This is a genomic window from Phycicoccus sp. Root101, assembly GCF_001426245.1.
Taxonomy (GTDB): domain Bacteria; phylum Actinomycetota; class Actinomycetes; order Actinomycetales; family Dermatophilaceae; genus Pedococcus.
In genome coordinates, this window is record NZ_LMCM01000006.1 from 106,436 (window position 1) to 131,625 (window position 25,190).

The window sequence follows — 25,190 nt, forward strand, 5'->3', positions numbered from 1 at the left end:
CGGGGGTCAGGCCCCGGGTGCCGCCGCCCGCACCAGGCAGGTGATGCGGCAGGTGCAGATGCGCCGTTCCTGCTCGTCGGTGATGACGACCTCGTACGACGCGAGGGTGCTGCCGAGCGAGAGCGCCGTCGCGGTCCCGGTGACGAACCCGGAACGCGCCGCCCGGTGGTGCGTCGCGTTGATGTCCAGGCCCACCGCGATCCGCTCCGGACCGGCGTGCAGCGCCGCTCCGATGGAGCCGAGCGTCTCGGCCAGGACCACCGAGGCCCCACCGTGCAGGAGGCCGTACGGCTGGGTGTTGCCGGCGACCGGCATCCGGCCGACGACCCGGTGCGGGGTGCCCTCGAGCACCTCGATCTGCATCCGGTGCAGGAGCGAGTCGGGGTTCATCGCCTGCATCGCCGCGAGGGCGGGGCCGAAGTCGTCGGTGGTCTCGGGGGTGTCACTCATAACCAATAGGCTGCCATGCGTGAGTCGCCTCCTGCTCCTCGACGGACATTCCCTCGCCTACCGGGCCTTCTTCGCGCTGCCGGTCGAGAACTTCTCGACCAGCACCGGTCAGCACACCAACGCGGTCTACGGCTTCACGTCGATGCTGATCAACGTGCTGCGCGACGAGCAACCCACCCACCTCGCCGTCGCGTTCGACGTGAGCCGCAAGACGTTCCGCAGCGAGGAGTACGCCGAGTACAAGGCGACCAGGTCCGCGACCCCCAGCGAGTTCCAGGGCCAGGTGGCGCTGGTCCGTGAGGTGCTCGACGCGCTGAAGATCAAGCACGTGCAGCTCGACGGCTTCGAGGCCGACGACGTCATCGCGACGCTGACCACCCAGGCGACCGCGCAGGGGATGGACGTCGTCATCTGCACCGGCGACCGTGACGCCTTCCAGCTCGTGACCGACAAGGTGACCCTGCTGTACCCCGTGCGCGGTGTCTCCGAGGTCTGGCGGATGGACCCCAAGGCGGTCGAGGAGAAGTACCTCGTGGCGCCGGAGCGCTACAGCGACCTCGCCGCCCTCGTCGGGGAGACCAGCGACAACCTGCCCGGGGTCCCCGGTGTCGGACCCAAGACCGCGGCCAAGTGGCTCGGGCTCTACGGCGACCTGCAGGGCGTCGTCGCGCACGCCGACGAGATCAAGGGCAAGGCGGGGGAGTCGCTGCGCGAGCACCTCAACGGCGTCCTGCGCAACCGCCGGCTCAACCACCTCCTCACCGACCTCGAGCTGCCGGTCACCATCGACGAGCTCGAGCGGCAGAACTGGGACCGCGACCAGGTCCACACGGTCTTCGACAGCCTCGAGTTCAGGGTGCTGCGCGACCGCCTCTTCGAGTACCTCGAGGCGCCGCAGGAGGAGGCCGAGCACGGCTTCGACCTCGAGGGGAGCGTGCTCGCCCCCGACGAGGTGGCCGGCTGGTTGCAGGAGTATGCCGCCGCCGGGGCCCGCGTCGGCGTGCACGTCGTCGGCAGCTGGGGTCGCGGCACCGGGGACGCCACCGCCCTCGCGCTGGCCACCGACGGTGATGCAGCCGCATACGTCGACCTCGCGGCGCTCGACCCGGCCGGGGAGGCGGCTGTCGGGGCCTGGTTGGCTGACCCGATGCGGCCCAAGGTGCTGCACGACGCGAAGGGTCCGCTGCTCGCCCTGGCAGCTCGCGGCTGGGCGGTCGACGGCATCGAGACCGACACGGCGCTCGCGGCCTACCTGGTCCGGCCCGACCAGCGCTCCTACGACCTGTCCGACCTGGTGCTGCGGCACCTCGGCCGCGAGCTGCGCGCCGAGACCGCCGACAGCGGCCAGGGGCTGCTCGACTTCGGCGACGACCAGGACACCGGGGCGCAGGAGTCGATGGTCCGGGCCCGCGCCGTCCTCGACCTCGCGGCGTCGCTGGCCGAGCAGCTGGAGGCCACCGGGGGCACCTCCCTGCAGCGCGACGTCGAGCTGCCGCTCGAGCACGTCCTCGCCGGGATGGAGCGCACCGGCATCGGGGCCGACACCGAGACCATGACCGGGCTCGAGGCCGACTTCGCCGCCAAGGTGCGCGAGGCCCAGGAGGACGCCTACGACGCGATCGGGGGCGACCAGATCAACCTCGGTTCGCCGAAGCAGCTGCAGGTGGTGCTGTTCGAGACGCTGGGGCTGCCGAAGACGCGGCGCACCAAGACCGGGTACACCACGGACGCCGACGCGCTGACCGACCTGTTCACCAAGACCGAGCACCCGTTCCTCGAGGCGCTGCTGCGCCACCGTGACGCCTCCCGCCTGCGGGTCACCGTCGAAGGGCTGCTGAAGTCGGTGGCCGACGACGGCCGCATCCACACGACGTACCAGCAGACGATCGCCGCCACGGGTCGTCTCAGCTCGACCGACCCCAACCTCCAGAACATCCCGATCCGCACCGACGAGGGCCGCCGCATCCGCGAGGTGTTCGTCGTCGGTGAGGGGTACGAGTCGCTGATGTCGGCCGACTACAGCCAGATCGAGATGCGGATCATGGCGCACCTGTCCGGCGACGAGGGGCTCATCGAGGCGTTCCGGACGGGGGAGGACCTGCACCGGTTCGTCGGCTCGCGCGTCTTCCACGTCGAGCCGCAGGACGTCACGTCGGCGATGCGCTCCAAGGTCAAGGCGATGTCGTACGGCCTGGCCTACGGCCTGTCGGCCTTCGGCCTGTCCAAGCAGCTCACCATCTCGACCGGTGAGGCGCAGGGGCTCATGGACGAGTACTTCGCCCGGTTCGGTGGTGTGCGCGACTACCTGACCGAGGTCGTCGCCGAGGCGCGGGGCACGGGGTACACGCAGACCATGCTCGGGCGCCGCCGGTACCTGCCCGACCTGACCTCCGACAACCGCCAGCGCCGCGAGATGGCCGAGCGGATGGCACTCAACGCGCCGATCCAGGGCTCGGCCGCCGACATCATCAAGCTCGCCATGCTGCGGGTCGACAAGGCCCTCACCGAGTCGGGTGCCCGGTCCCGCCAGCTCCTCCAGGTCCACGACGAGCTCGTCCTCGAGATCGCCCCGGGCGAGCGGGACGATGTCGAGGCGCTGGTCCGCCGTGAGATGGGCGGTGCCATGGAGATGGACGTCCCGCTCGAGGTGAGCGTCGGCGTCGGCCGTTCCTGGCACGACGCCGCCCACTGAGACGAGGATGGTGCGTCCGCGGCCGGATCTGCAGCAGGACCCGGACTCCTCGGTCGACCGTGTCCGGCCGGTCGGCCGCTGGGGCGTGCTCCCCGCCACTCTGGTGAGTCTGGCCCTGGCCCTCGTGGTCTGTGGCCGTTCGTTGGGGCCCGGGGTGTACCTCTACCGCGACTTCGTGACCGTCCCGGAGCTCGCGCGCGGCAGGGGGTTGCTCGGCGGTGACGGCGAGCCGCCGCGCGCCGTCCCACTCGACGCAGTCATGGCCGCGCTGTCCCCCCTGCTGGGGACGGGCGTGCAGCAGCAGGTCATGCTCGTCGCGACCCTGTTCCTCGCAGGGACCGGTGTGGCCGTGCTGCTCCGGTGGCGCGGGACGGCCGCCATGGTCGCTGGCGCCGCCGTCGCCACCTGGAACCCCTTCGTTGCCGAGCGGTTGGCCCTGGGCCAACCACCCACCCTGCTCGCGTACTCGATGACGCCCTGGCTGGTCGTCGCCGTGCGCTCGCGGCTCTCGACATCGCGCGCGCTCGGTCTCGTGCTCGGCTGCGCCCTCCCCGCGGCGCTGACTCCCTGGGGGGCGCTCGTGGCCGCGTTCGTCACCATCGGGGCCAGCCTGGCCACCTCGTGGAGGCGGCGGCTGACCTGGATGGGCGGTGTCACCATGCTGTCGGTCCTGTGGTCCCTGCCCTGGCTCGTGCCGGCCCTGGCGAACTCCACAGGTGGGGCCGACCCCGACGGCGCGCGCGCCTTCGCCCTGCGGGCCGACTCCCCGCTCGGGCTGGTGGGCTCGGCACTCACCCTGGGAGGCAGCTGGGCTGCGGCCACGGTGCCGGGGTCGCGCACGTCCGTGGTCGGGGTAGCCGCCTCGATGCTCCTCGTGGCCGCCTCGCTCGTCGGCCTCGTGGCACTGACCCGCAGGTCCGGACGCTCGGCCGGGCTCCTGGCGGGTGCGGCCTGGCTGGTGCCGGTGGCAGTGGCAGTCGTCCTCGCTGGGCCCGCGCTCGAGCTCTTCTCGAGCTTGCAACAGGTGCCAGGCGTCGCGATCGGAAGGGACACCCACCGGTGGCTGGGACTCAGCGCCGTCGCCAGTGCAGTCCTCGTCGGGGTGGCCGTCGGTGAACTCGCGTGGCGCACGCGGTCCCGCCCGGGAAGGACGCTGCGCCGAAGTGCCTCTCGCATGCCCGGAGTGGTCGGGGCCGTGGTGGTCCTCTCCGCGGCGGTCCTCGCCGTGCCCGACCTGCCCTCGGTCGTCTCCCGGGGATACCGCCCGGTCACCCTGCCGTCGGACTGGGCGCCGATGGTGCGCGCCGCGGAGGGGGCGGCAGGCGGCGGGCAAGTCCTCGTGCTCCCCTTCCAGGCGTTCCGGCGGACCCCATGGGTGGGGGACCAGCCGTTCCTCGACCCCACCCCCAGGGCACTCGGCGTCCCGGTGGTGGTGTCCCGTCAGCTCGTCGTCGCGCGAGGACAGCAGCGGTGGACCGTCGACGACGACGTGGTCACGAGTGCCGAGCTCGGCCTCGGGGCGACGCCCGGCGGACCCGATCCGGTCCAGCTGCGACGGCGGGGGATCACCACGGTCGTCGAGTGGCTGGACAGCCCGGGGGCTCGCTGGAGGAAGACCGACGGGCTGGTCACGGTGTTCGACGGCCCGCACTTCCGCGTGTGGGCGGTGACACGGGGGGGGGTGAGAAATCCCCGAAGGATTGCGCGAAAAGCAGAACCAGCCGGTAACCTCTGCGCAACACCACCGAGCCTGGAGGCCACCGAGCATGAAGTTCTTGCGACGCGACGAGCGCGGAGCCGTGTCGTCTGCCGCAGCCATCACCCTGCTCAGCGTCGTCATCGGTGGTGGTGCCGCCACAGCGGCGGTCTTCGGCGTGATCAGTGCGAACGGCCCGAAGGACAGCACGGCCATCGTCGACGGCAAGAAGGACATCGTGCCGCCCGAGGACCTGCTCAATTACGGCGGCTAGTCAGCCCCGTACGGTCTCGGAGCGGGCGTCGGTCATCGTGACCGGCGCCCCTCGTTGTGTCACGTGGTCCAAGAGGACCTCCCAGTGCTGCGCCGTTCCCACCCAGGTGAACTGGCGCGCGTAGTCACGCGCGTGTCCGCCCAGCTCGGCGCGCAGCCCGGCGTCGGCGAGGAGCGCGGACACGGCCCGGGTCATGGCGTCGAGGTCGTCGACCAGCATGCCGGTGCGGCCATCGATGATCGACTCCGACAGCCCCCCCGCATCTGAGTACGCCACGGTCGGCACCCCGTGGCTGGCAGCCTCCACGACACAGAGCCCCCAGCCCTCCTTGACGCTGGGCGCAAGCGCGACCCAGGCGCTCGAGAGCTCGGCGTGCTTGGTGGCCTCGTCGACGAACCCGAGGAGGGCGACATCGTCCTCGACCCCCGAGGCGTGGGCGTGCTCGGCGATGCGGTCGTGCCACCAGCCGTGGCCGACGACGCGCAGCCGTAGGCCCGGGTGGGTGGGCCGCAGCCGGGCGACCACGTCGATCGCGTGCTCGACACGTTTGTGGGGGACGAGCCGGCCCAGGACGATGAGGGTCGGGTCGGCGGCACGCGCGACCCCCAGGGCCAGTGGGGCGTCGGTCCCGTTGTGGATCACGGCGATGTGCGCACCGGTGACGCCGAGGTCCACGAGCTCGTCGCGGGTGCGGCCGGACACGGCGACGTACTGACGGGAACGGTAGACCCGCGGTGCGATCCTCGACTCGATGAACCACCCCACGCGCGCTGCGACCGGGCCGAACACGACCGGCCACTGCTCCCGGTGGACGTGGTGCACCAGGACGACGACGGGAGTGCGGGTCCAGAGTGACGAGAAGAACGGGATGCCGTTCTGGGTGTCCACCACCGCGTCGTACGCCCCGTGGGCGGCTTCGTCCCGGCGCAGCGCCCGCGTCGCGGCGGCATACACCGTGAGGCGGCCGCCCTGGCGCCGGAAGGTGACCCCGCGACGCACCTCGGTGGCCCGGGCGTCGCCGTGGGCGGCGCAGTAGAAGGTCACGTCGTGGCCACGCGCGGCGAGGTGCTCGGCAACGGTCTCGAGGTAGTGCTCGGCGCCGCCTCCCTCAGGGTGCGTGAAGTCGCGCCAGCTGAGAAACGCGAGACGCACGTGTGCACATCCTCACAACGGTGGGAGTTGGGCATGTTGACTGATGGGTAACCGTAGCGGCACTAGGGTTCAGGGCGTGGTCGAGTCGGGCGATGTCGCCGTGCAGCCGTACCCCAGGGGATCCCTGCGCAGGACCGTCGAGCTCTTCCGGGCCTTCCTCGTCGAGCAGACCGACCCGGATCGCTTCTACTCCACCCTGGCCGTCGACTCGGTGGCCGAGGTGCAGCGCTGGACCAGCCTGGAGGGTGCGACGGTCATCGACATCGGGGGTGGTCCCGGGTACTTCGCCGACGCCTTCGCGGCCGCGGGCGCGCGGTATGCCGGGGTCGAGCCGGATGTGGGGGAGCTGACCGCACGGGGAAAGGTCGGGTCCAACGCGGTACGCGGTTCGGGTCTGCAGCTCCCGCTCGCGTCGGCGAGTGTGGAGGTGGCCTACTCGAGCAACGTCCTCGAGCACGTCCCCGACCCCGAGGCGATGGCTGCCGAGATGCTGCGCATCACGCGTCCCGGCGGAGTCGTGGTCCTGTCCTGGACGCCGTGGCTCTCTCCTTGGGGTGGCCACGAGACGGCGCCCTGGCACTACCTCGGTGGCCGCCGGGCCGCCGACCGGTATGCCGCGAAGCACGGCAAGCGACCCAAGAACGACTTCGGGCGGTCCCTGTTCGCCTGCTCGGTGGGTCGAGTGATGCGCTGGGTGCGGTCCGTCGAGGCCGCCGGCCAGGTGTCGGTCGTCGAGGTGCTGCCGCGGTACCACCCCTGGTGGGCCAGGTGGGTCGTCCGTGTTCCCGTCGTTCGTGAGGTCGCGTGCTGGAACGCCGTCGTCGTGCTCCGCAGGAGCGGCTCGTGACCGCTGCCACCCCGTCGGTGCGGCACCGCTCATGGCTCGACCTGTTCGCACAGTCCGCGATCCTCGTCGCCTTCTGCGTCGTGCAGAGCCCCCGCTGGGTCGTGCCGGACACCAAGCTCGACCTCACCGTGGCCCCCGGGGCCTTGCTGACCCGGGCGTTCACGCTCTGGGACCCACAGGCGGCCGCGGGACAGCTGCAGAACCAGGGATACGGCTACCTCTTTCCGATGGGGCCCTTCTTCTGGCTGGGCGAGGTTGTCGGGCTGCCGGACTGGGTGGTGCAGCGCCTCTGGTGGTGCGTCATCCTGCTCACCGCTTTCCACGGCATGCGCCTGCTCCTCGAGCGGCTCGGGGTGGGCACCCCCGCCTCGCGGCTGGTCGGGTCCTTCGCCTTCGCCCTGGCTCCACGGATGCTGGAGGGCCTGGGTGCCGTGAGCTCGGAGATCTGGCCGATGGCCGTGGCCCCCTGGGTGCTGCTGCCACTGGTCGCCGTGGCGGACGGCGACGAGCGCCAGGCGGCTGCCCGCTCGTCGGTGGCCTTCCTCTTCGCCGGCGCGGTCAACGCCGTCGCCACCCTCGCATTGCTGCCGCTGCCCCTGTGGTGGCTGCTCACCCGTCGCAGTCCGCGGCGGTGGCCGCTCTTCGCGTGGTGGGCTTCCGGCATCACGGCGGTGTCCCTGTGGTGGGCCCTCCCGCTCGTGCTGCTCGGACGGTACAGCCCGCCGTTCCTGGACTGGATCGAGTCCAGCGCGGTCACCACCTCGGGGGCCTCGACCACCGAGGCCCTGCGCGGCACCACCCAGTGGATCGCCGCGATCAACGGCGCCAGAGGGCCACAGTGGCCGGCCGGGTGGCAGATCCTCACGGCCGCTCCGGTCGTCGGGCTCGGGCTCGCGCTAGCCGCCGTCGGCCTCTGGGGCGTGTGGATCGCAGACCGGCGCTGGAGCCTGTTCGTGCGGGGAGGTCTGGCCGGAGGAGTCCTCTTGGTGACCCTCGGGCGTGTGGCTGCCGGGACGGGGCCGCTGGCCCCGGTGTTCGGCGACCTGCTCGACGGTCCGCTGGCGCCGTTCCGCAACACGCACAAGTTCGAACCCGTGATCCGCGTCGTGCTCTGCATCGGGCTGGCCCACGCCATACCGGTGGCCACGGCCTCCCTGAGACGGGTGGGGAGCCGACTGCCCCAGGTCGTCCAGGTGGTGGCGATCCTGGCCATCGTCGCGCAGGCTGCTGCACCCGCCCTGCAGGGCGTCAGCCAGCGGGGTCAGTTCATCGCAGTGCCCGACTACTGGAAGGAGTCGGCGAACTGGCTCCGCGACCACCGCGGACCGGGCCGCACCCTGGTCCTTCCCGGCGCCTCCGCGCCGGCGTCCTACTGGGGCGACCCCCGCGACGAGCCCCTGCAGCCGTTGGCGGGAAGCCCGTGGATGGTGCGCGACGCCGTGCCGCTGGGTTCGGCGGGTGCCACCCGGGTCCTGAACGACATCGAGGCACGGGTGGCGTCCGGCTACGGCGGGCGCGAGCTCGCCAATGAGCTGTCGCGGCTCGGCGTCAGCCGCGTCCTCCTGCGCTCGGACCTCAACTACCGCGTCACCGGTGCGCCCTCCCCGGCGGTCGTCGGCGCGGCCCTCAGGTCCTCGGGAGCCACTCCGGTCAAGGCGTTCGGACCGCCCGTCGGCGGGAGTCCGTCCACGGCCCTCGCGGTAGACGGGGGACGCGAGACGCCCACGCCCGCCATCACGATCTACGACCTCGCCCCGACGTCGATCGCGCCCAAAGCGACCACCGCGGCTGCGACGACCAAGGTCGTGACCGGGGGACCCGAAGGCGTGGCGCTGCTGCCGGATCCCTCCGTCCCGACGGTGCTCGCCTCGGACCGTTCCTCACTGGCGGCGGCCGGGTTGGCAGACGCCCCCCAGGTCCTCACCGACACCCTGCAGCGGCGCGAGGCCGGCTTCGCCTCGGTCCGCCAGAACTACGGGCCCCTGCTGGCCCGCGGTGAGGAGTACCGCGCCAACCGTCGAGTGCATGACTGGCTCATGCCGTTCCTGCCGCTCGGGAGCCAGCTCGCAGCCCTCCAGACTGTGCTTGAGGTGGTGGGGGCCCGTGACGTCGCCGCGACGAGCTCGCTGGCCGTGCCGGACCTCGGTCAGGGCCGCGACCTCACGAGGGTGCCCGAGAGCGCCTTCGACTCCAGTGCCGACACGATGTGGGAGAGCGCGGGATTCCGGCCTGCCGGACAGCAGATCTCGGTCACCTGGGCCACTCCCGTAGCCGTCCCCGCGACGATGTCGGCGCTGTTCGACATGGCGCGCGGCGCGGACGTCGCGGCGGTCACGATCTCCACGGATCGCGGGACCGTCCGCACCCCGATCTCGAGCCCCGACGTGGCCGCCACGGACGCCGCGCGCTATGCCGTGCAGCTGTCGGCGCCCGTCGGGACCTCGCGGCACCTGACGCTCACCATCGCCGAGGTTCGCCCGGGCCGTCCGACGGTCCGGATCCGCGACATCGGGCTCGGGAGCCTGCCACGGGTCGAGACCTGGCAGCGCCTGGCCGACCCCACGGCATCGACGGTGTCGGACGTCTTACTGCAGGCTTCACCGTCCCGCGTCCCCGCGTGCGTGCCCGACGTCCAGGGATCACCGGTCTGCGTGCCCGATCGGGCGGTCGTCGCGGACGGTGAGACGGACCTGCGTCGGATCTTCAGGCTCCCGGTGGGAGCCACGTTCTCCGGCTCGGGGACGGTCGTCCCCCGCGACGACCCGGCGACCCGGAGGCTTCTCGCCCGCGGCGACAAGATCTCGGTCAGGGCCTCGAGCTCCTGGCTGCCGGGGGCACAGACGGCGCCGGCCCTGGCCGTCGACGGCGACGAGCGCACGTACTGGGCGGCCGATCCCGTCGACAAGCGGCCGTCGCTCACGGTGACCTTCCCCGGGCGTCGGGAGGTGTCGGGCGTTACCCTCACGACCGCTGCCACGATCACCGGGCGACGACCCACGGCGGTCGAGGTGACGGTGAACGGTCACGTGTACGCCCGGGCGGTGGGTGAGGACGGCACCGTGAAGACCCCGACGACCCGGGCGGTGAAGGTGGCTGTGACCGTGACCGCGTCCACCCCGCTGGTGTTCCAGAACGGGCTGACCCGCACTCCTGCGCCCGTGGTCGTGGGCGACCTGAACGTGCTCGGCACTCCCTTCCCGCCGGCCGACCAAGACCTCGTTGCCGTTCCGTGCGGGTTCGGGCCCCGGCTCCAGGTGAACGGCACCGAGTACGCCACCCGGGTCCAAGGGTCACGATCCGCCCTCGTCAACGGTCAGCCGCTCGACCTGACCGTGTGCTCGCCCGTGCGACTCGGGACGGGTGAGCAGCGGCTGCGGGTGCTCGCCTCCCAGGAGTTCGGCTTGCGCACCTTCGCTCTGACGACATCGCCCCCGTCGACCGGCGCCTTGGCGACCTCGCCCGGCTCGTCGGCGAGCCTGGGCACGCAGAAGTGGTCGGCGACCTCGCGCGAGCTCGTGACCGGGGCCACGTCGGTGCCCTCGCTGTTCGTCGTCCGGGAGAACCAGAACGCGGGCTGGGCCGCCTCCGACCCGTCGGGCGACCTCGCCGCCGTGAGCGTGGACGGCTGGGCGCAGGGGTGGGTGGTCCCCGCGGGACGTGGCGGCGCGGTCGACCTGTCCTTCGGCCCGCAGATGCCGTTCAGGCTGTCGCTGCTGCTGGGATTGGTGACCGCTCTCGCCGCGGTCGCCCTGGCCCTCGCGCGTCCGAGGCGTGGTCGGGAGAACCATGGACGACCGGAGGTGCTTCCGGAGGTGTCCGCCCCTGTCCTGCCGCTGGTCGCGGCCGGTGCCGTCGTCGCCGTCCTCGTCTCCGGCTGGTGGGGTCTGCTGGCCGTCGTCCTGGCGATCGCGCTCCGGCACCTGCCGAGATCGGCGCGGACCTGGGGTTTCGTGGCGCTCGCCACCGGCTGGGTCCTGTGGTCGGCCTCCGCGCCGTGGCCAGATGCCGGGGCGACGAACCGAGGACTGGTGTCGCAGCTTCTCGCGGGGGCCTTGCTGATCGTGGTGGTCTTGCCGAGCACCTTATCGCGCCAGGGGTCTCCCGGCTCTCAGGCTCGCTGAGGACGCGAGGGTGTGCGGTCCCGCACCCAGGCCTGGACCGGCGACTCGAGGACGTGCCAGCTCACGGCCGAGAGGGCGATGGTGGGGAGCAGGGTGAGGACCAGCGTGGTCCAGAAGTGACCGTTGAACAAGGGGTAGCCCAGGACGTTCCGGACCGCGAACATCACCGGAAGGTGCCACAGGAACACGCCGTAGCTGATCTTCCCGAGGTAGCCCATCAGGCGGCTGGCGAGCACCGGCGAGAGGGGGGTGGTCGCGCCGACCGCCGACGGCGCGACGACGAGAAAGGCCACGATGCCGTACCCGAGGTGCTTGAAGGTCTGTTCACCCGTCGTGGGAGGTCGCAGGTCGTAGGGGCCAGCGAGGCGGGTGGTGAGCACCCAGAGGACGGCTGCGGCGATCACCCACAGAGAGGTGGGCGACCGGCGCACGGCCGTCGTTAAGGGAGTCCAGCGTCCCGGAGCCGAGGTGAGGACTGCGAGCAGCATGCCTGCAGCGAACCAGTCGAGGGTCGCCGGCAGCGTCTGGAGCCAGGTGTACCCGGTCGGGAGCACGTGCTCGGCACCCCAGCGGAAGACCTGCGCGGCGAGCGCCAGGGCGGCGATGGCGGCCACCTCGGCCCGCGGCCCGCGACCGCGGCAGACCCACACGACCACGGCCGCGAGGCCGGGCAGTGCCAGGTAGAACATCACCTCGGCAGACAGACTCCACAGCTGCGCGAGTCCGGGGAGCAGCCACGACTGCTTCAGGCTCTGCAGCTGGAGCAGGTTGGCCACCCAGTGGCCGGGGGACGCGGCGCGGGCTGCCGGCACGAGCAGCGGGGTGACAGCGAGGACGACGAGCCACGCGGGCACCAGCCGGGCCGCCCGACGGGCGAAGAAGGTCCGGATCTCGGGTGTCCTGCCGAGTCCGGCGTTCGCGCGCGCGTGCGGCCGGTAGAGCAGGAACCCGCTCAGAACGAAGAAGACGGCCACCCCGATGTCCATGCGGGCGAGGAGGCCCGGGAGCACGTCACGCCCGATGGCTCCGGACATGAACCCGGCGTGGGTGAGCAGCACGGCGCCGGCGGCCACGGCACGCAGGCCTTCGAGCTCCTGGACGTGTCGCGGGCCCGACGAGCCCCCGGTGCTGGTCGCGGTGGTCGGGGCGCCCGAGGTGTCCGTCGGGGTCGTCACCGGGACTCTTTCTCGGCGACGACGATCGACGCGCCGGTGATGCAGACGCCCGAGTCGGGACGGCTGCGCGACAGCGTCAGGCTCGACACCCGGACGTTGGGGGGCAGTGGGAAGGCCACCATGTGCGGCCCACGCTGGAGGTCGGGGCTGCTGTGGGCGACGACGGGGGAACTGACGCCGGTGTCTCCGGTCACGGTGGCGGAGACACGTGTCGTGTCGGACACCAGGAGGCGCATCTGCAGCAGGGCGCCACGGTAGTAGGGCACGGGGTTGGCGAACCGGACGGTGACGGTCTTCGACCCGGCGATCAGGCCGTTGCCGCAGAAGTCCTTGCGTTCATTGGTGGCGGTCGCCACGGCCTTCAGCCGCGCGGTGACCAGGTGTCCGTCCCTGTCGACGATCCGGGGTGTCGCGTCGAGGCGGACGGTCTCTGTGTCCGGGTGCAGCAGGGCTACCAGGCTGGCCGACGAGAAATCGGGCTGGACCCAGGCCGGCACCACGGAGTCGGGGACCGGGGTGGGGATGACGGGCGCCCGGTTGGTCGCGAGGTCCTTGGCGAGCGTGTCGACGTACTGCGTGTTCGTCGAGGTGTGCCAGCGGACCGCGAACCGTGACCAGGACGTCGCGAAGCAGACGCCGACGGCGAGGGCCGCGACCAGCCCGACCCTGGCGAGTCGCCGGGCGCGACGTGCCGACGTGGCGCCGCTCGTGGTCGACGCTGTGCCGGCGGTGGACTGGCCGGTGAGGACCGCTCCGAGCGCGGCGGCGAGGAAGACCGCGAGCAGGACGCTGACGTCGGAATAGAGGCGCAGGTCGTCGACGGAGCGGATGTCGGCACGGCTGACCCGGCCGACGTACACCAGAACGTACACGGGGAAGACGTAGCTCAGCACGAGCACGAGCACCCGCCACGGCCGCTCCCGGGTGTCGGAGGGCGCCCCCTTCCGACCGGCCAGGAACGCCAGGAGCAGGACGGCAGCCACCACCACGAGCGCCACGACCACGAACCAGGCCGGGGTGGTCGCGAAGCTGTAGGTGGGGCCTGCCTTCCGCCACATTAGGGGCCCGCCGAGAAGCCCGGGGACGGTGTTGACGAAGACCGACCGCATGGTGCTCGCGACGAACCCGGCGACGCTCGGGGACCCGGTGCTGGCGTGGTCGTACTCGCCGGAACCGTAGAAGGCAAGGAACAGGAGGTTCACACCGGCGAGGGGCGCGAGCACCACCAGGGCCCGACGGAGCCGCTGGAGCCGGGTGCCGGTGGTGGAGTAGAGCAGGGCGCCGGCGGCCGCCACGACCGCGACGACCAGGGCGCGTTCGGAGAAGCACAGTCCCAAAGCGGTCGCGCCGACGCAGACGGCGGCCCAGATGAGTCGGCCGCCCCGCACGACGCGGAGGGCGGCGTCGACGGCCACGAGCACGCAGGTCAGGGCGACCAAGGTCGTGAGGGCCTGGCGGTACCACGCCAGCGCGGGCACGATCGAGGTGCCGAAGAGTCCGAGGGACAGCCCGACGAGGGCGGCCCGTCCGTCAGGGACGAGGTGCTCCAGCAGGCGCCACAGAGCGACCCCGAGGCCTGCCGCCACCACGAGGGTGACCACCGCGGCCGGTCCATGGGCCAGCGGCCAGTAGGTCGCCTGGAGCCAGTCCACGGACCGCGCGCCGGGGGAGAGGTGCGTGCGGTTGCTCTCCACGATGAACGGCCAGATCCCGCGCCCGGCCGCATACGCCTGGGCGCGAAAGTCGTCGATGTAGAGGCCGCCGGGGACGACGAGGTATGCCGTCGCCAGCACGAACGCCGCGATCACCGCGCCCGCGGCGCGTTGCGTCCCGGTCAACCCCTTCAGCGCCGTCAGCCCGGCGAGGCCGGCGGGACCGATGGAGTCGGGGCGGCCGGCGGGCACGTCCGAGCCATCGGGGGTTCCGAGTGGCGACGACGCTGCTGTCGAGCTCCCAGTGCGAAGCGTTGAGTCCATGCCATCCGTTCATGAGTCGAAGTCGCGGTGGGCGCGCCCCGTCATATCTACACGTCGGCAGGCTACCCGCTGGTAGCGTGCGCTCACCTCAAATCGCAAGGAGATAGCCGGGATGCGCAAGGTGCTTGGCAGCGTTGCCATGGTGCTGGGAGTTCTGCTGTTGGTGCTCGGAGTGCTGGCCAAGCCAGTGCTCTACAAGGGCCTAGCCACAGTGAAGCTAGACCAGCGTTCGGAGTCGACGTCTCAAGGATCGGGGATGTCGGCGCTGTACGCGCATGAAGTCAACGGTTCGGCCGTCTTCGACAAGCTCCAGAACGTCAATCTGAAGAGCACCCGCGAGGTGATCGGCATCCCCGGCCGTGTCAAGGCCAAGGGGACCCAGGACGACCAGGCGTTCTGGCAGACGACGGTCCAGTCCCAGGCGCAGATCAACGGGAAGTGGACCGACCTCAGCTACAGCAACGAGGGTGTCTCGTTCAACCGCAAGTCGGGCACGGCGACCAACTGCTGCGGCGACTACAAGTCCGCCGGTGACCTCGACGACCCGTCGAAGCTCGTGCCGGTCGACCACCAGGGCAACTTCTTCAAGTTCCCGTTCGACGTCCAGAAGAAGTCCTACTCCTGGTGGGACGGCGACCTCGGCAAGGCGACGGACATGCAGTTCGTCCGCGAGGAGAAGATCGAGGGCCTGAACACCTACGTCTTCCGCCAGATCATCGACAAGGCGCAGGTCGCCCAGCGCGAGGTCCCCAAGGCCATCTTCGGGGACTCCTCGTCCGGCAACGTCCAGGCGTCGGTCATGTACGGCAACGTCCGCACGCTGTGGATCGAACCGCACACGGGTGTGCTCATCAAGGGCCAGGAGCAGGTCGACAAGTCGCTCGTGGCCGAAGGCTACGACGACGTCCCGACGACGCTCGGCACCATCGGCTACAGCGACGCGACGGTGAAGAAGAACGTCGAGGACTGGTCGAGCAAGGGCGCCCTGCTGGGCTTCATCGGTGGCGCGCTCACGCCGGTGGGCATCGGGCTCGGGATCCTGCTCATCGCCCTCGGGCTGGTCCTCACCCTCGGTGGTGGCCGCCGTGGCCGCCGGGAGGCCTGACCCGCGCGAACAGCGAGGAAGGGCCCGGTCGGAGATCCGACCGGGCCCTTCTCGTGGTGTCCGTGCCGTGCGCCCGCGCGGGGTTCGGCCCCATGAGGGGGCCGTCGGGTCGGCGGAGTGGCTGCTCCCTGCCGACCCGACGGCCCGGGGAGGTGCCGGTGCGAGGCGTCCCGCCTGTGGGGGATGGCGTGGGCGCCTCGTCCGGTCACGGACGGATTCGTCGTCTTTCAGGTATAGCGCCCCTTCGGCGTTTTGTCTCGGCGAACCTGCGAATGGTGCCGGGTGCGCCCGTCTGCGCACGGTCGCCGTGGCCCTCGTCCGGAGGTGGACGCGCCGAGGCCCGGTCCCGTCCGGAGGTGGACGCGCCGAGGCCCCGGTCCCATTCGGAACCGGGGCCTCGGCGCACGGCTCAGGCCGTCGACGGCTGGGGCTGCCGGGGGCCGCGCCCCGTTCCCTGGTCGCCGGGGCCACCGTCGGAGTCGGCCTCGTCGGCCGTCAGCGGCTGGGCGATGCTCTCCAGCGACTGGCCCTCGGCCTTGACGCCGAGGAACGCCTCCGCGAGGCCGCCGATGACCATCAGGGCCGCGCCGAGGAAGTAGCCCACGGCCAGACCGGTGATGTCCTTGGACGCCGAGGCGTCGTCGATGAGCTTGCCGAACAGCAGCGGGCCACTGATGCCGCCGGCCGCGGTGCCGATCGCGTAGAAGAACGCGATGCACAGGGCACGGGTCTCGAGCGGGAACACCTCGCTGGCGGTGAGGTAGGCGGCGCTGGCCCCGGCCGAGGCGAAGAAGAAGATCACCACGCCGAACAGCGTCAGGGTCACTGCGCTGAGGCCACCCAGGCTGAAGCCGGCGATGGCCAGCAGCACTCCCGACAGGAGGTACGTCCCGGCGATCATGCGCACGCGACCGATCGAGTCGAACAGCGGGCTGAGCAGCAGCGCGCCGGCGAAGTTGCTGACGGCGAAGATGGCGATGTACCACCCGGTCTGCTTCACCCCGAAGAACGTGGTCAGGCTGTCGCCGTAGGTGAAGAAGAAGGCGTTGTAGAGGAACGCCTGGCCGACGAACAGCAGGAAGCACAGGACGGTGCGGCGCGGGTAGAGCGTGAACACGGTCTTGGCGATCTCCGGGATGGAGATGGTCCGTCGTTGCCGGATGGTGATCGGCTCGTCGTCGATCGTGGGGAGGTCGCGCCCGGTTTCCTCGGCCACCGTCCCCTCGATCTGCTTGACGATCGTCTCGCCCTCGTCCTCACGGCCGTGGATGAAGAGCCAGCGCGGGCTCTCCGGGACGTGGCGTCGCACCACGAGGATGCCGACGGCGAGGATGGCGCCCAGGCCGAAGGCGAGCCGCCAGCCGATCGCGGGGTCGAGGACCTTCGGGTCGAGCAGCGGGATGGTGAGCAGGGAGCCGAGGGCGGCACCGATCCAGAACGAGCCGTTGATCGCCACGTCCACGCGACCGCGGTACTTCTTGGGGATCAGCTCGTCGATCGCCGAGTTGATGGCGGCGTACTCGCCGCCGATGCCCATGCCGGTGAGGAACCGCGCGATGAAGTACCAGAGCGGGTTCGGGGCGAACGCCGTGAGCACGGTGGCCACGGTGTAGACGCCCAGGGTGAGCAGGAACAGCTTCTTGCGACCGAACTTGTCGGTCAGCTGTCCGAAGAACAAGGCTCCCAGGCACGCACCGGCGACGTACACCGCGCCGGCCATCCCGATGTCGGAGCTGCTGAGGCCGAGTCCGGTGTCGGTGGGCTTGAGCGCCTCCGACATCGAGCCGACGATGGTCACCTCGAGGCCGTCGAGGATCCACACGGTCCCCAGGCCGATCACGACCATCCAGTGCCACCGGGCCCAGGGCAGGCGGTCCAGCCTGGCCGGGATGTCGGTGGTGATGCGTCCTGTTTCGACGTCTGACGCCACGGTTCCTCCTCATTGAGTTCCAGGCGCGGACCCGTGGTTCGGGTGCGGCGCCGCCAGAACGCTAGGGCGAACCGGGACCATCCGCACTCCGGGGAGCGAACCGGGCACCTTGCGCCCGCGCCATACCGGCACCGACCGCGTCCGGTATGGCGCCCAGCCGGCCCTCGCGGAGAAGGTGCAGGTCAGGGGCGGTAGCAGACGAAGATCGCCGTCCCGGGGAACAGCTGTCCGCGCAACGGGGACCACCCGCCCCACGCCTGGTCGTTGCGGTCGGGCCACTCGGGCTCGACGAGGTCGACGAGGAACAGGCCGGCGGCCACCATTTCGCGGACCCGGTCACCGACGGTGCGGTGGTGCTCCACGTAGCTCGCCTCCCCGTCGGAGTCGCTCTCGACGTAGGGAGTGCGGTCGAAGTAGGACTGGCCGACCGTCAGCCCTGCCGGGCCGGGGTCGTCGGGGAAGGCCCACCGGAAGGGGTGGGTGGTGGAGAAGACGAACCGCCCACCGGGGCGCAGCACCCGGGCCACCTCGCGCATGAGGAGTGCCGTGTCCGCGACGAACGGCACGGCGCCGTACGACGTGAAGACGAGGTCGAAGCTGCCGTCGGCGAAGGGGAGGGCCACCGCGTCGCACTGGGCGAACGGCACGGCCTGCTCCGGGCTCGACCTCCGGTTGAGGTCGAGGCCCTGGCGCACCATCCCCGCCGACAGGTCGGTGGCGACGACGGTGCCCCCGGCCGCGGCGACCCACCTGGCGCACTGCCCGGCGCCCGCACCGATCTCCAGGACTCGGCGTCCGGCCACCTCGCCGAGCAGCGTCAGCTCCTCCTCGCGCCAGCCCTCGGGCCCCCAGACGAACTGGGCGTCACCGAGGAAGGTGCCGTGCTCCGCGTAGTACTCGCCGGCCTCGGCGTCCCACCAGGACCGGTTGGCGGCCGCGGTCTCCTCGGCTCCCGCGTCGCGGCGGCTGACCTGCGCAAACTCGCTCACCGGTGGACCTCTCGTGTTTTGACCGTGCGGGGACGGTCTCGGTAGGGTGGGGGAGCACATCCGTGTGCGCGCTTCGTCGTGTCACCCCACCGGTGCGCGCGAGCGTGAGCACAACAACCATCTTCTATTCACTGTCCATCATCGGAGTTCCTACTACATGACTGCCAGCACGGTCGAAAAGACCGCCCCTCAGGTTGCCATCAACGACATCGGCACCGAGGAAGAACTGCTTGCCGCGATCGACGCGACGATCAAGGATTTCAACGACGGCGACATCGTCGAGGGGATCATCGTCAAGGTCGACCGGGACGAGGTCCTGCTCGACATCGGTTACAAGACCGAGGGTGTCATCCCCTCCCGCGAGCTCTCGATCAAGCACGACGTCGACCCCTCTGAGGTCGTCAAGGTCGGCGACGAGGTCGAGGCCCTGGTCCTCCAGAAGGAGGACAAGGAAGGTCGCCTGATCCTGTCCAAGAAGCGTGCGCAGTACGAGCGCGCCTGGGGCACGATCGAGAAGATCAAGGAAGAGGACGGCGTCGTCACCGGCACCGTCATCGAGGTCGTCAAGGGTGGACTTATCCTCGACATCGGCCTCCGTGGCTTCCTCCCCGCGTCCCTCGTCGAGATGCGTCGCGTCCGCGACCTCCAGCCCTACGTGGGCAAGGAGATCGAGGCCAAGATCATCGAGCTCGACAAGAACCGCAACAACGTGGTCCTGTCGCGCCGTGCGTGGCTCGAGCAGACCCAGTCCGAGGTGCGCACCACGTTCCTCAAGGAGCTCCAGAAGGGGCAGGTCCGCTCCGGCGTCGTCTCCTCGATCGTCAACTTCGGTGCGTTCGTGGACCTCGGCGGCGTCGACGGTCTCGTCCACGTGTCCGAGCTGTCCTGGAAGCACATCGACCACCCGTCCGAGGTCGTCGAGGTGGGCCAGGAGGTCACCGTCGAGGTGCTCGACGTGGACATGGACCGCGAGCGTGTCTCCCTGTCGCTCAAGGCGACGCAGGAGGACCCGTGGCAGCACTTCGCCCGGACCCACGCGATCGGTCAGGTCGTCCCGGGCAAGGTCACCAAGCTCGTCCCGTTCGGTGCGTTCGTGCGCGTCGACGACGGCATCGAGGGCCTGGTCCACATCTCCGAGCTGGCCGAGCGCCACGTGGAGCTGCCGGAGCAGGTCGTCACGGTCGGGTCCGACATCTTCGTCAAGGTCATCGACATCGACCTCGAGCGTCGCCGTATCTCGCTGAGCCTCAAGCAGGCCAACGACGACAGCGCGCCCACGGCCGAGTTCGACCCGACGCTCTACGGCATGGCCGCGGAGTACGACGAGAAGGGTGACTACAAGTACCCGGAGGGCTTCGACCCCGAGACCCAGGAATGGCTCGAGGGCTTCGACGCCCAGCGCGAGAAGTGGGAGAAGCAGTACGCCGAGGCCCACGCTCGCTGGGAGGCCCACAAGGCCCAGATCGAGGAGGCCACCAAGGCCGACGCCGAGGCTGCGGCCAACGCCGGTGCCGCGACGTCGTACTCCTCCGACTCGGGTTCCTCCTCCTCGTCGTCGTCCGACAGCGACTCGGGCAGCAGCAGCCGCCCGGCCGCTCCGGCGTCCGAAGGCACCCTGGCCTCCGACGAGGCCCTCGCCGCGCTGCGCGAGAAGCTCACCGGCAACTGAGCCCACGCTCGCGCCATACCTCGGTATGGCGTGGGCACGGCTTCGAGAGGCCCGGTTCCCCTGCGGGGGAGCCGGGCCTCTCGGCGTTCCCCGTGTCGGGCGCTGCGGAGGTGCCTGCCCGTGCTTGGCTGTGGCGGTGCCCTTCACCGTCAGCCACGTCGCCGCAGTCCTCCCGGTCGCCGGGCGGTCCGAGCGGTTCCTGCCCGCGGCCGGGCTCGTGGCAGGGTCGATGGCACCGGACTACCCGTGGTTCCTCACGGGCGGGCGTTCGGCCGGCCTGAGCCACTCCGCCCTCGGGATCGTGACCGTGGACCTCGTCGCGGGCGTCCTCGGGGTCCTGCTCTGGCGGCGGTTGGTCGCCGCGCCGGTGCGTGACCTCCTGCCGCGTCGGATCGGAAGAGCGGTGCCGGAGCCTGCCCGCACCCGGGTCGTCGACCTGCCCTGGTTGACCCTGGCCGTGGTCACGGGGGCGGTGACCCACGTGCTGTGGGATGGCTTCACCCACCCCGGGAGGTTCGGGGTCAGGTGGATCGGCTGGTTGTCCGCGGACCACGCCGGGGTGCCCGGGCACCAGTGGGCCCAGCTCGTCAGCGGCGCGGTCGGCGGCCTGGTGGTTCTCGCCTGGGCGGTTGCACGGGTGGTGCGGGAGGACGCGCCGCCAGGGCGACCCGTCATCGGCAGGAGCACCCTCCGCGAGCGGCTCGGCGCCCTGCTCGTCGTCCTCGTGGGCCTCCTCGTGGGTGCCCTGGTCGGCCTGGTCACCGCCCCGGCCGACCTCGAGTCGATGCTCTTCCGGGTCGTCACCCGTGGTGGGCTGGCGGCGGGCCTCGGCGCGGTCGCCGTCTGCCTCGCCTGGCACGCTCGAGCTGCCGGCCGAGTGGGGGTGTCGGCTCCGGGCAGGTAGCGTGCCGGACATGGCACGCAGCATCGCGACGAACACGAAGGTCGACCTCGAGGGGCTCCTGGACTTCGTCCGCCCCCGCCACCAGATGGTGGTCATCACCACGCGGTCCGACGGGCGTCCGCAGGCGTCACCGGTGACCGGGGGAGTCGACCAGGAGGGCCGCATCGTCATCTCGTCCTACCCCGAGCGGGCCAAGACGAACAACGCCCGCAAGCGTCCCGAGCTCAGCGTCATGGTGCTCTCGGACGACTTCGGCGGGGCGTGGGTGCAGGTCGACGGGGACTGCGAGGTGATCGACGCACCAGAGTCGGTCGAACCGCTCGTCGACTACTTCCGCTGCATCTCGGGGGAGCACCCCGACTGGGACGAGTACCGCCAGGCGATGCTCGACCAGGGCAAGTCGATCCTGCGCCTCACCCCCACCCGTTGGTCGCCGATCGCGACAGGCGGTTTCCCCGCCCGCCTGGCCGACTGACGCCCGACCCCACCTCGCCCAGGACATCACGATCGGGGCACAGGCGGCGCGAACCGCGCTCTCCCCGGGCGGCGAGGCCGCTACCTTCCCGGGCATGGAGGGGACGGTGTGGGGGGTCCTGATCGGCACGGTCAAGACGATCGTGGCGATCCTCAGCGTGCCGGCGTGGCTGCTGGCGGCGTACTTCGTCGGCTGGTTCTGGGTGGGGCTCCCGAGCTTCGCCACCTGCAACATCGGAGTCACACCGAGCTGTGCACGCGGCCACGGCATGCCTCAGTACCTCACCGTCCTGGTGCTCACGATCTCGTCCACGCTGCTCCTGCTCGCCGCCGCATCCAGGTGGCACCGGAGTCGTGCCTGGCTCGCGGCCTGCCTGTGTGCCATCGCGGCATGGCTCGTGGCGACGCTCATGGGCGAGCTCGCGTTCGTCCCCCGTTGGTGGCTTGCCTGACTTCTGCCCCTCTGGACGACCTGAGTCGGGACTAGGGTGGGTGCCATGTTGCGCGTCGGTCTCACGGGTGGAATCGGGTCCGGGAAATCGACTGTGGCCCAACGGTTCTCGGCACTCGGAGCGGTGATCATCGATGCCGACGTCCTCGCCCGCGAAGTCGTGGCGCCGGGGTCGCAGGGGCTACGGGCTGTGGCCGAACGGTTCGGCGAGGACGTGCTCGACGACGAGGGCGGCCTCAACCGCCCGGCGCTCGGGGCGATCGTGTTCGCGGACCCGGCGGCGCGGCGTGACCTCGAGGCGATCACGCACCCGTTGATCGCCGCCCGGACGGCGGAGCTGCTCGAGCAGGCCGGGGAGAGGTCCATCGTGGTGCACGACGTGCCGCTGCTCGTCGAGAAGCAGATGGGACCGTCATACCACCTGGTCGTGGTGGTGGGGGCGGCCGAGTCGACCCGCGTGAAGCGCCTCGCGGCCGCACGGGGGATGACCGAGCAGGAGGCCCGGAGCCGGATCGCCGCGCAGGCCGGTGACGACGAGCGCCGAGCCACTGCGGACGTGTGGCTCGACAACGACGGGGCCCGGGAGGACCTCGGGGTCGCGGTCGACCGGTTGTGGAGCGACCGACTGGTCCCGTTCGAGGTCAACGTCCGCACCGCCACCCGGTCCCGCCGGCCCGAGCGACTGGTGCTGCACGAGCCCGACCCCACCTGGCCCGCCCAGGCCGAGCGGCTGCTCGGGCGACTGCGACGCGCGTTCGGTGACGTCCTGGTCACTGCCGACCACGTCGGCAGCACGGCCGTGCCCGGGCTCATCGCCAAGGACGTCATCGACCTCCAGGTGGGGGTGCGGTCCCTGGCCGACGTCGACGAACCGGAGCTGCTGGAGACGTTGCGCAGGGCCGGCTTCCCGAGGCCCTCGGGCGACTGGAGCGACAACAGCAAGGACGGGTCGGTCTGGCCCAAGCGGTTCCTCGGCAGCGCCGACCCCGGCCGGGTCGCACACGTCCACGTCCGTGAGGTCGACAGCGAGGGTTGGCGCTGGGCGCTCGTCTTCCGCGACTGGATGCGAGCCGACCCTGCCGCCCGGGCCGAGTACGCCGCCGAGAAGCAGCGGATCGCCACGACGACCGACACCGTCGACGCGTACGCCGACGCCAAGGAGCCATGGTTCGACTCGGTCCACGACCGAGCGGCCGCCTGGGCCCGGGACACGGGGTGGACGTACCCGCGTGGCTGACGAACGGACCCCGCGCAGCGTCTACGGCGTGGGGGAGGAGCCGGACCCCCGCTTCTCCCTCGCCAACGAGCGGACCGCACTGGCGTGGATGCGCACCGCCCTGGCCCTCGTCGGCGGCGGCGTGGCCATGGTGTCGCTGGCGAGCCTGGACTCCCTGCCCGCCTGGACCGCCCTCGTGGGAGCCGCTGCCTGCCTCGGGGGCGCCACGCTGTCCCTGCGTGCCGTCGGTGCGTGGGCACGGGTGGAGCGCGCCCTGCGGCTGCGCCAGCCGCTGCCCGCACCATGCGCGCTGGGGGTGCTGGCGGGCGGCGTCGTCGTCCTGGCCGTGCTCACGCTGGTGCTGTCCGTCGTCGAGCTGCGCGGCCGGTGAGGGGCAGGAGGGGGCTGCGCGGCCCGGTGCGTGGGTGGTCGGGTTGAGCTCGTTCCCGCAGCGCGAGGCCCTGCAGCCAGAGCGGACGGCCCTGGCATGGCAACGCACCGCCGTCACGGCCCTGGTGGCCTTCGTCCCGCTGGTCGTCGTCGCCCTGCGGCGCGACCTGCCGTTCGTAGCAGGCGGTGGCGGGGTCGCCATGGCGGTCAGCGCCGGGTTGGTGGTGTCGGTTCGTCGCCGGCTGCGGCAGCTGGACGACGACGAGCGCGGGTACTCGCCACTGCCACCCCTGGCCCAGGTCGCCGCGATCACGGTGCTCTGTGCCGTGGGCGGTGTCGTGGTCGCCGTGGCGCGGTTCAGCTGAGGTCGCGCTCGTCGCGCACGGGGACGAGGGGCAGGGCGACGGCGGCGAACACCGCCGCGAGCCCGAACACCGCGGCATACCCGACGTGGGTGGCGACGAGGCCGGCGACCGGGGGCACGCACGCGGCGACCAGGAACTGGCCGGTGTTCTGCAGGCCGAGGGCCCGCCCGCTCCAGAACGGCCCGGCCCGCTCGGCCACGGCGGTGAAGGCGAGCCCGTTGTCCGCGACGGTGACCGTCGAGGCCACGACCAGCAGCACGACGGCAACACCCCAGCCGAGGCCGGCCGTGAGGCCGAGAGCCGCCATGGTGACCACCGCGGCGACCGCGACCCAGCGCAGCGGCCGCATCCTGCTGCCCACGACGTCGGACAGCTGGCCGACCCCGATCCGGCCGAGTGCCCCGGCGACCTGGGTGAGGGCCACGAGGACGCCTGCCGTCCCGGCGGACCAGCCGCGTTCGGAGACGAGCCAGACGAGCGCATAGGTCCAGACCACGAACTGGGGCACGACCAGCAGCATCGACACCCCGTGGATCCGGGGGAGGTACCGGTCGGAGCGGTAGGGGCTGTCGGACGCCTGCTGACGTCGGACGGGTCGCGGCGGGTCGATGACGACGGCGGCGACGAGGACCAGACCCAGGGCAGCCGCCGCGGTGGGCAGCCACAGGGCGGCCGTCACCCCGTGCGCGTCGGCGACCACGGCCATGCTCACGGCGGCGACCCCGACCCCGACCGGCTGGGCCATCTGCCGGATGCCCATCGCGAGGCCGCGCCGCTCGGGCGGGAACCAGCCGACGATGACCCGCCCGCTGGCCGCGTTCGCGGAGGCCGCGGCTGCTCCGGCGAGGAACAGGGCGAGGGCGAGGGTGGTCGTACCGGGGGCCAGGACCCCGGCGACGGAGGCCACCGCCGTCCCCGCGAGCCCTGCGAGGAGGACGAGGCGTTCGCCGTGCCGGTCGACGACGGCGCCCCAGGCCACGAGGGTGAGCATCGTCCCTAGCACCGGTGCGGCCGCCACCAGACCGGCCTGGGCGAGCGTCAGCCCCGAACGGGCCACGAGCGCGGGGATGAGGAAGGCCGGTCCGTGCACGGCGACGGCCGAGGCCGCCTGGGCGAGCGTGGTGGCGCCGAGCATGGCCCACCGACGGACCGTCCCGACCTCGACGGCGCGGCCCGGTGCGGGGCGGGTCAGTGCCACCCGCCCAGTCAACGCCGCGCACCTGGTGCGCGCAGCCGTGTCTCACCGGATCGTGAGACGCCCGTCCCGGGTGTGCCGCGCAGCCCCGCGGGTGGGCCGGCGGCGGCTGTCGGTGG

General features: G+C 71.6%; 19 protein-coding genes. 12 read left to right on the forward strand and 7 right to left on the reverse strand.

Going from position 1 to position 25,190, the window contains the following annotated elements; genetic code table 11:
- Positions 1–6: 6 nt before the first annotated feature.
- Positions 7–450, reverse strand: coding sequence for a PaaI family thioesterase (locus ASC58_RS07875; protein ID WP_056914285.1), 444 nt, complete (start codon positions 448–450; stop codon positions 7–9).
- A 19-nt stretch (positions 451–469) separates the two neighbouring features.
- Here ASC58_RS07875 and polA point away from each other — a divergent pair, with 19 nt between their 5' ends.
- Both polA and ASC58_RS07885 read left to right on the forward strand, forming a co-directional pair.
- A complete protein-coding gene (polA, locus tag ASC58_RS07880; protein ID WP_056918925.1) occupies positions 470–3,142 on the forward strand; it encodes a DNA polymerase I in 2,673 nt (890 codons plus the stop codon).
- A 7-nt stretch (positions 3,143–3,149) separates the two neighbouring features.
- Positions 3,150–5,153, forward strand: a complete 2,004-nt coding sequence (locus ASC58_RS07885; protein ID WP_056918926.1) for a hypothetical protein — start codon at positions 3,150–3,152, stop codon at positions 5,151–5,153.
- On the opposite strand, the gene ASC58_RS07890 is transcribed toward ASC58_RS07885, so the two are convergent.
- Positions 5,113–6,264: a glycosyltransferase family 4 protein gene (locus ASC58_RS07890; protein WP_056918927.1), complete on the reverse strand. Its 1,152-nt coding sequence runs from the start codon at positions 6,262–6,264 to the stop codon at positions 5,113–5,115. The two genes, ASC58_RS07885 and ASC58_RS07890, sit on opposite strands and share 41 nt — an antisense overlap.
- 76 nt (positions 6,265–6,340) lie before the next feature.
- Between ASC58_RS07890 and ASC58_RS07895 the strand changes: the two genes are divergently transcribed.
- Positions 6,341–7,111, forward strand: a complete 771-nt coding sequence (locus ASC58_RS07895; protein ID WP_235529146.1) for a class I SAM-dependent methyltransferase — start codon at positions 6,341–6,343, stop codon at positions 7,109–7,111.
- Positions 7,108–11,232 carry an alpha-(1->3)-arabinofuranosyltransferase family protein gene (locus ASC58_RS07900; RefSeq protein WP_056918928.1) on the forward strand — a complete coding sequence of 1,375 codons (4,125 nt, stop codon included), beginning with the start codon at positions 7,108–7,110 and terminating at the stop codon, positions 11,230–11,232. The genes ASC58_RS07895 and ASC58_RS07900 overlap by 4 nt, the downstream gene beginning before the upstream one ends.
- On the opposite strand, the gene ASC58_RS07905 is transcribed toward ASC58_RS07900, so the two are convergent.
- Positions 11,220–12,407 (reverse strand): acyltransferase, encoded by a 1,188-nt coding sequence (locus ASC58_RS07905; RefSeq protein ID WP_056918929.1) that lies wholly within the window; start codon positions 12,405–12,407, stop codon positions 11,220–11,222. The genes ASC58_RS07900 and ASC58_RS07905 overlap by 13 nt on opposite strands.
- Positions 12,404–14,311, reverse strand: coding sequence for a hypothetical protein (locus ASC58_RS21265; RefSeq protein WP_056918930.1), 1,908 nt, complete (start codon positions 14,309–14,311; stop codon positions 12,404–12,406). Before ASC58_RS21265 ends, ASC58_RS07905 begins: the two co-directional genes overlap by 4 nt.
- A 184-nt stretch (positions 14,312–14,495) precedes the next feature.
- On the opposite strand from ASC58_RS21265, the gene ASC58_RS07915 reads away from it, so the two are divergent.
- On the forward strand, positions 14,496–15,488 hold the full coding sequence (locus ASC58_RS07915) for a DUF3068 domain-containing protein (protein ID WP_082553087.1): 993 nt from the start codon (positions 14,496–14,498) through the stop codon (positions 15,486–15,488).
- Between the two features lie 409 nt (positions 15,489–15,897).
- Here the strand turns inward: ASC58_RS07915 and ASC58_RS07920 are convergent, their stop codons facing one another.
- Both ASC58_RS07920 and ASC58_RS07925 read right to left on the reverse strand, forming a co-directional pair.
- The gene (locus ASC58_RS07920) at positions 15,898–17,418 is read right to left on the reverse strand and encodes an MFS transporter (protein WP_056918932.1); all 1,521 of its coding nucleotides are present in this window, start codon (positions 17,416–17,418) and stop codon (positions 15,898–15,900) included.
- A 182-nt stretch (positions 17,419–17,600) separates the two neighbouring features.
- Positions 17,601–18,407, reverse strand: coding sequence for a class I SAM-dependent methyltransferase (locus ASC58_RS07925; RefSeq protein WP_056918933.1), 807 nt, complete (start codon positions 18,405–18,407; stop codon positions 17,601–17,603).
- 157 nt (positions 18,408–18,564) lie between these two features.
- On the opposite strand from ASC58_RS07925, the gene rpsA reads away from it, so the two are divergent.
- The 7 genes from rpsA (at position 18,565) to ASC58_RS07960 (ending at position 23,876) form a co-directional block, all read left to right on the forward strand.
- Positions 18,565–20,076, forward strand: a complete 1,512-nt coding sequence (rpsA, locus tag ASC58_RS07930; RefSeq protein ID WP_056918934.1) for a 30S ribosomal protein S1 — start codon at positions 18,565–18,567, stop codon at positions 20,074–20,076.
- A 136-nt stretch (positions 20,077–20,212) separates the two neighbouring features.
- Positions 20,213–20,980 (forward strand): DUF4184 family protein, encoded by a 768-nt coding sequence (locus ASC58_RS07935; RefSeq protein ID WP_162246828.1) that lies wholly within the window; start codon positions 20,213–20,215, stop codon positions 20,978–20,980.
- Positions 20,981–20,990: 10 nt separating this feature from the next.
- Positions 20,991–21,455 (forward strand): PPOX class F420-dependent oxidoreductase, encoded by a 465-nt coding sequence (locus ASC58_RS07940; RefSeq protein ID WP_056919244.1) that lies wholly within the window; start codon positions 20,991–20,993, stop codon positions 21,453–21,455.
- Positions 21,456–21,549: 94 nt separating this feature from the next.
- Entirely contained in the window at positions 21,550–21,906 is a 357-nt protein-coding gene (locus ASC58_RS07945; RefSeq protein ID WP_157581168.1) for a hypothetical protein, read from the forward strand.
- 45 nt (positions 21,907–21,951) lie between these two features.
- Positions 21,952–23,142: a dephospho-CoA kinase gene (gene coaE, locus ASC58_RS07950; RefSeq protein ID WP_056918936.1), complete on the forward strand. Its 1,191-nt coding sequence runs from the start codon at positions 21,952–21,954 to the stop codon at positions 23,140–23,142.
- An 88-nt stretch (positions 23,143–23,230) separates the two neighbouring features.
- The gene (locus tag ASC58_RS07955; protein WP_369796219.1) at positions 23,231–23,512 is read left to right on the forward strand and encodes a hypothetical protein; all 282 of its coding nucleotides are present in this window, start codon (positions 23,231–23,233) and stop codon (positions 23,510–23,512) included.
- Positions 23,513–23,555: 43 nt separating this feature from the next.
- The gene (locus ASC58_RS07960; RefSeq protein ID WP_157598405.1) at positions 23,556–23,876 is read left to right on the forward strand and encodes a DUF202 domain-containing protein; all 321 of its coding nucleotides are present in this window, start codon (positions 23,556–23,558) and stop codon (positions 23,874–23,876) included.
- Here ASC58_RS07960 and ASC58_RS07965 read toward each other — a convergent pair.
- Entirely contained in the window at positions 23,869–25,074 is a 1,206-nt protein-coding gene (locus ASC58_RS07965; RefSeq protein ID WP_235529147.1) for an MFS transporter, read from the reverse strand. The two genes, ASC58_RS07960 and ASC58_RS07965, sit on opposite strands and share 8 nt — an antisense overlap.
- Between the last annotated feature and the right edge of the window lie 116 nt (positions 25,075–25,190).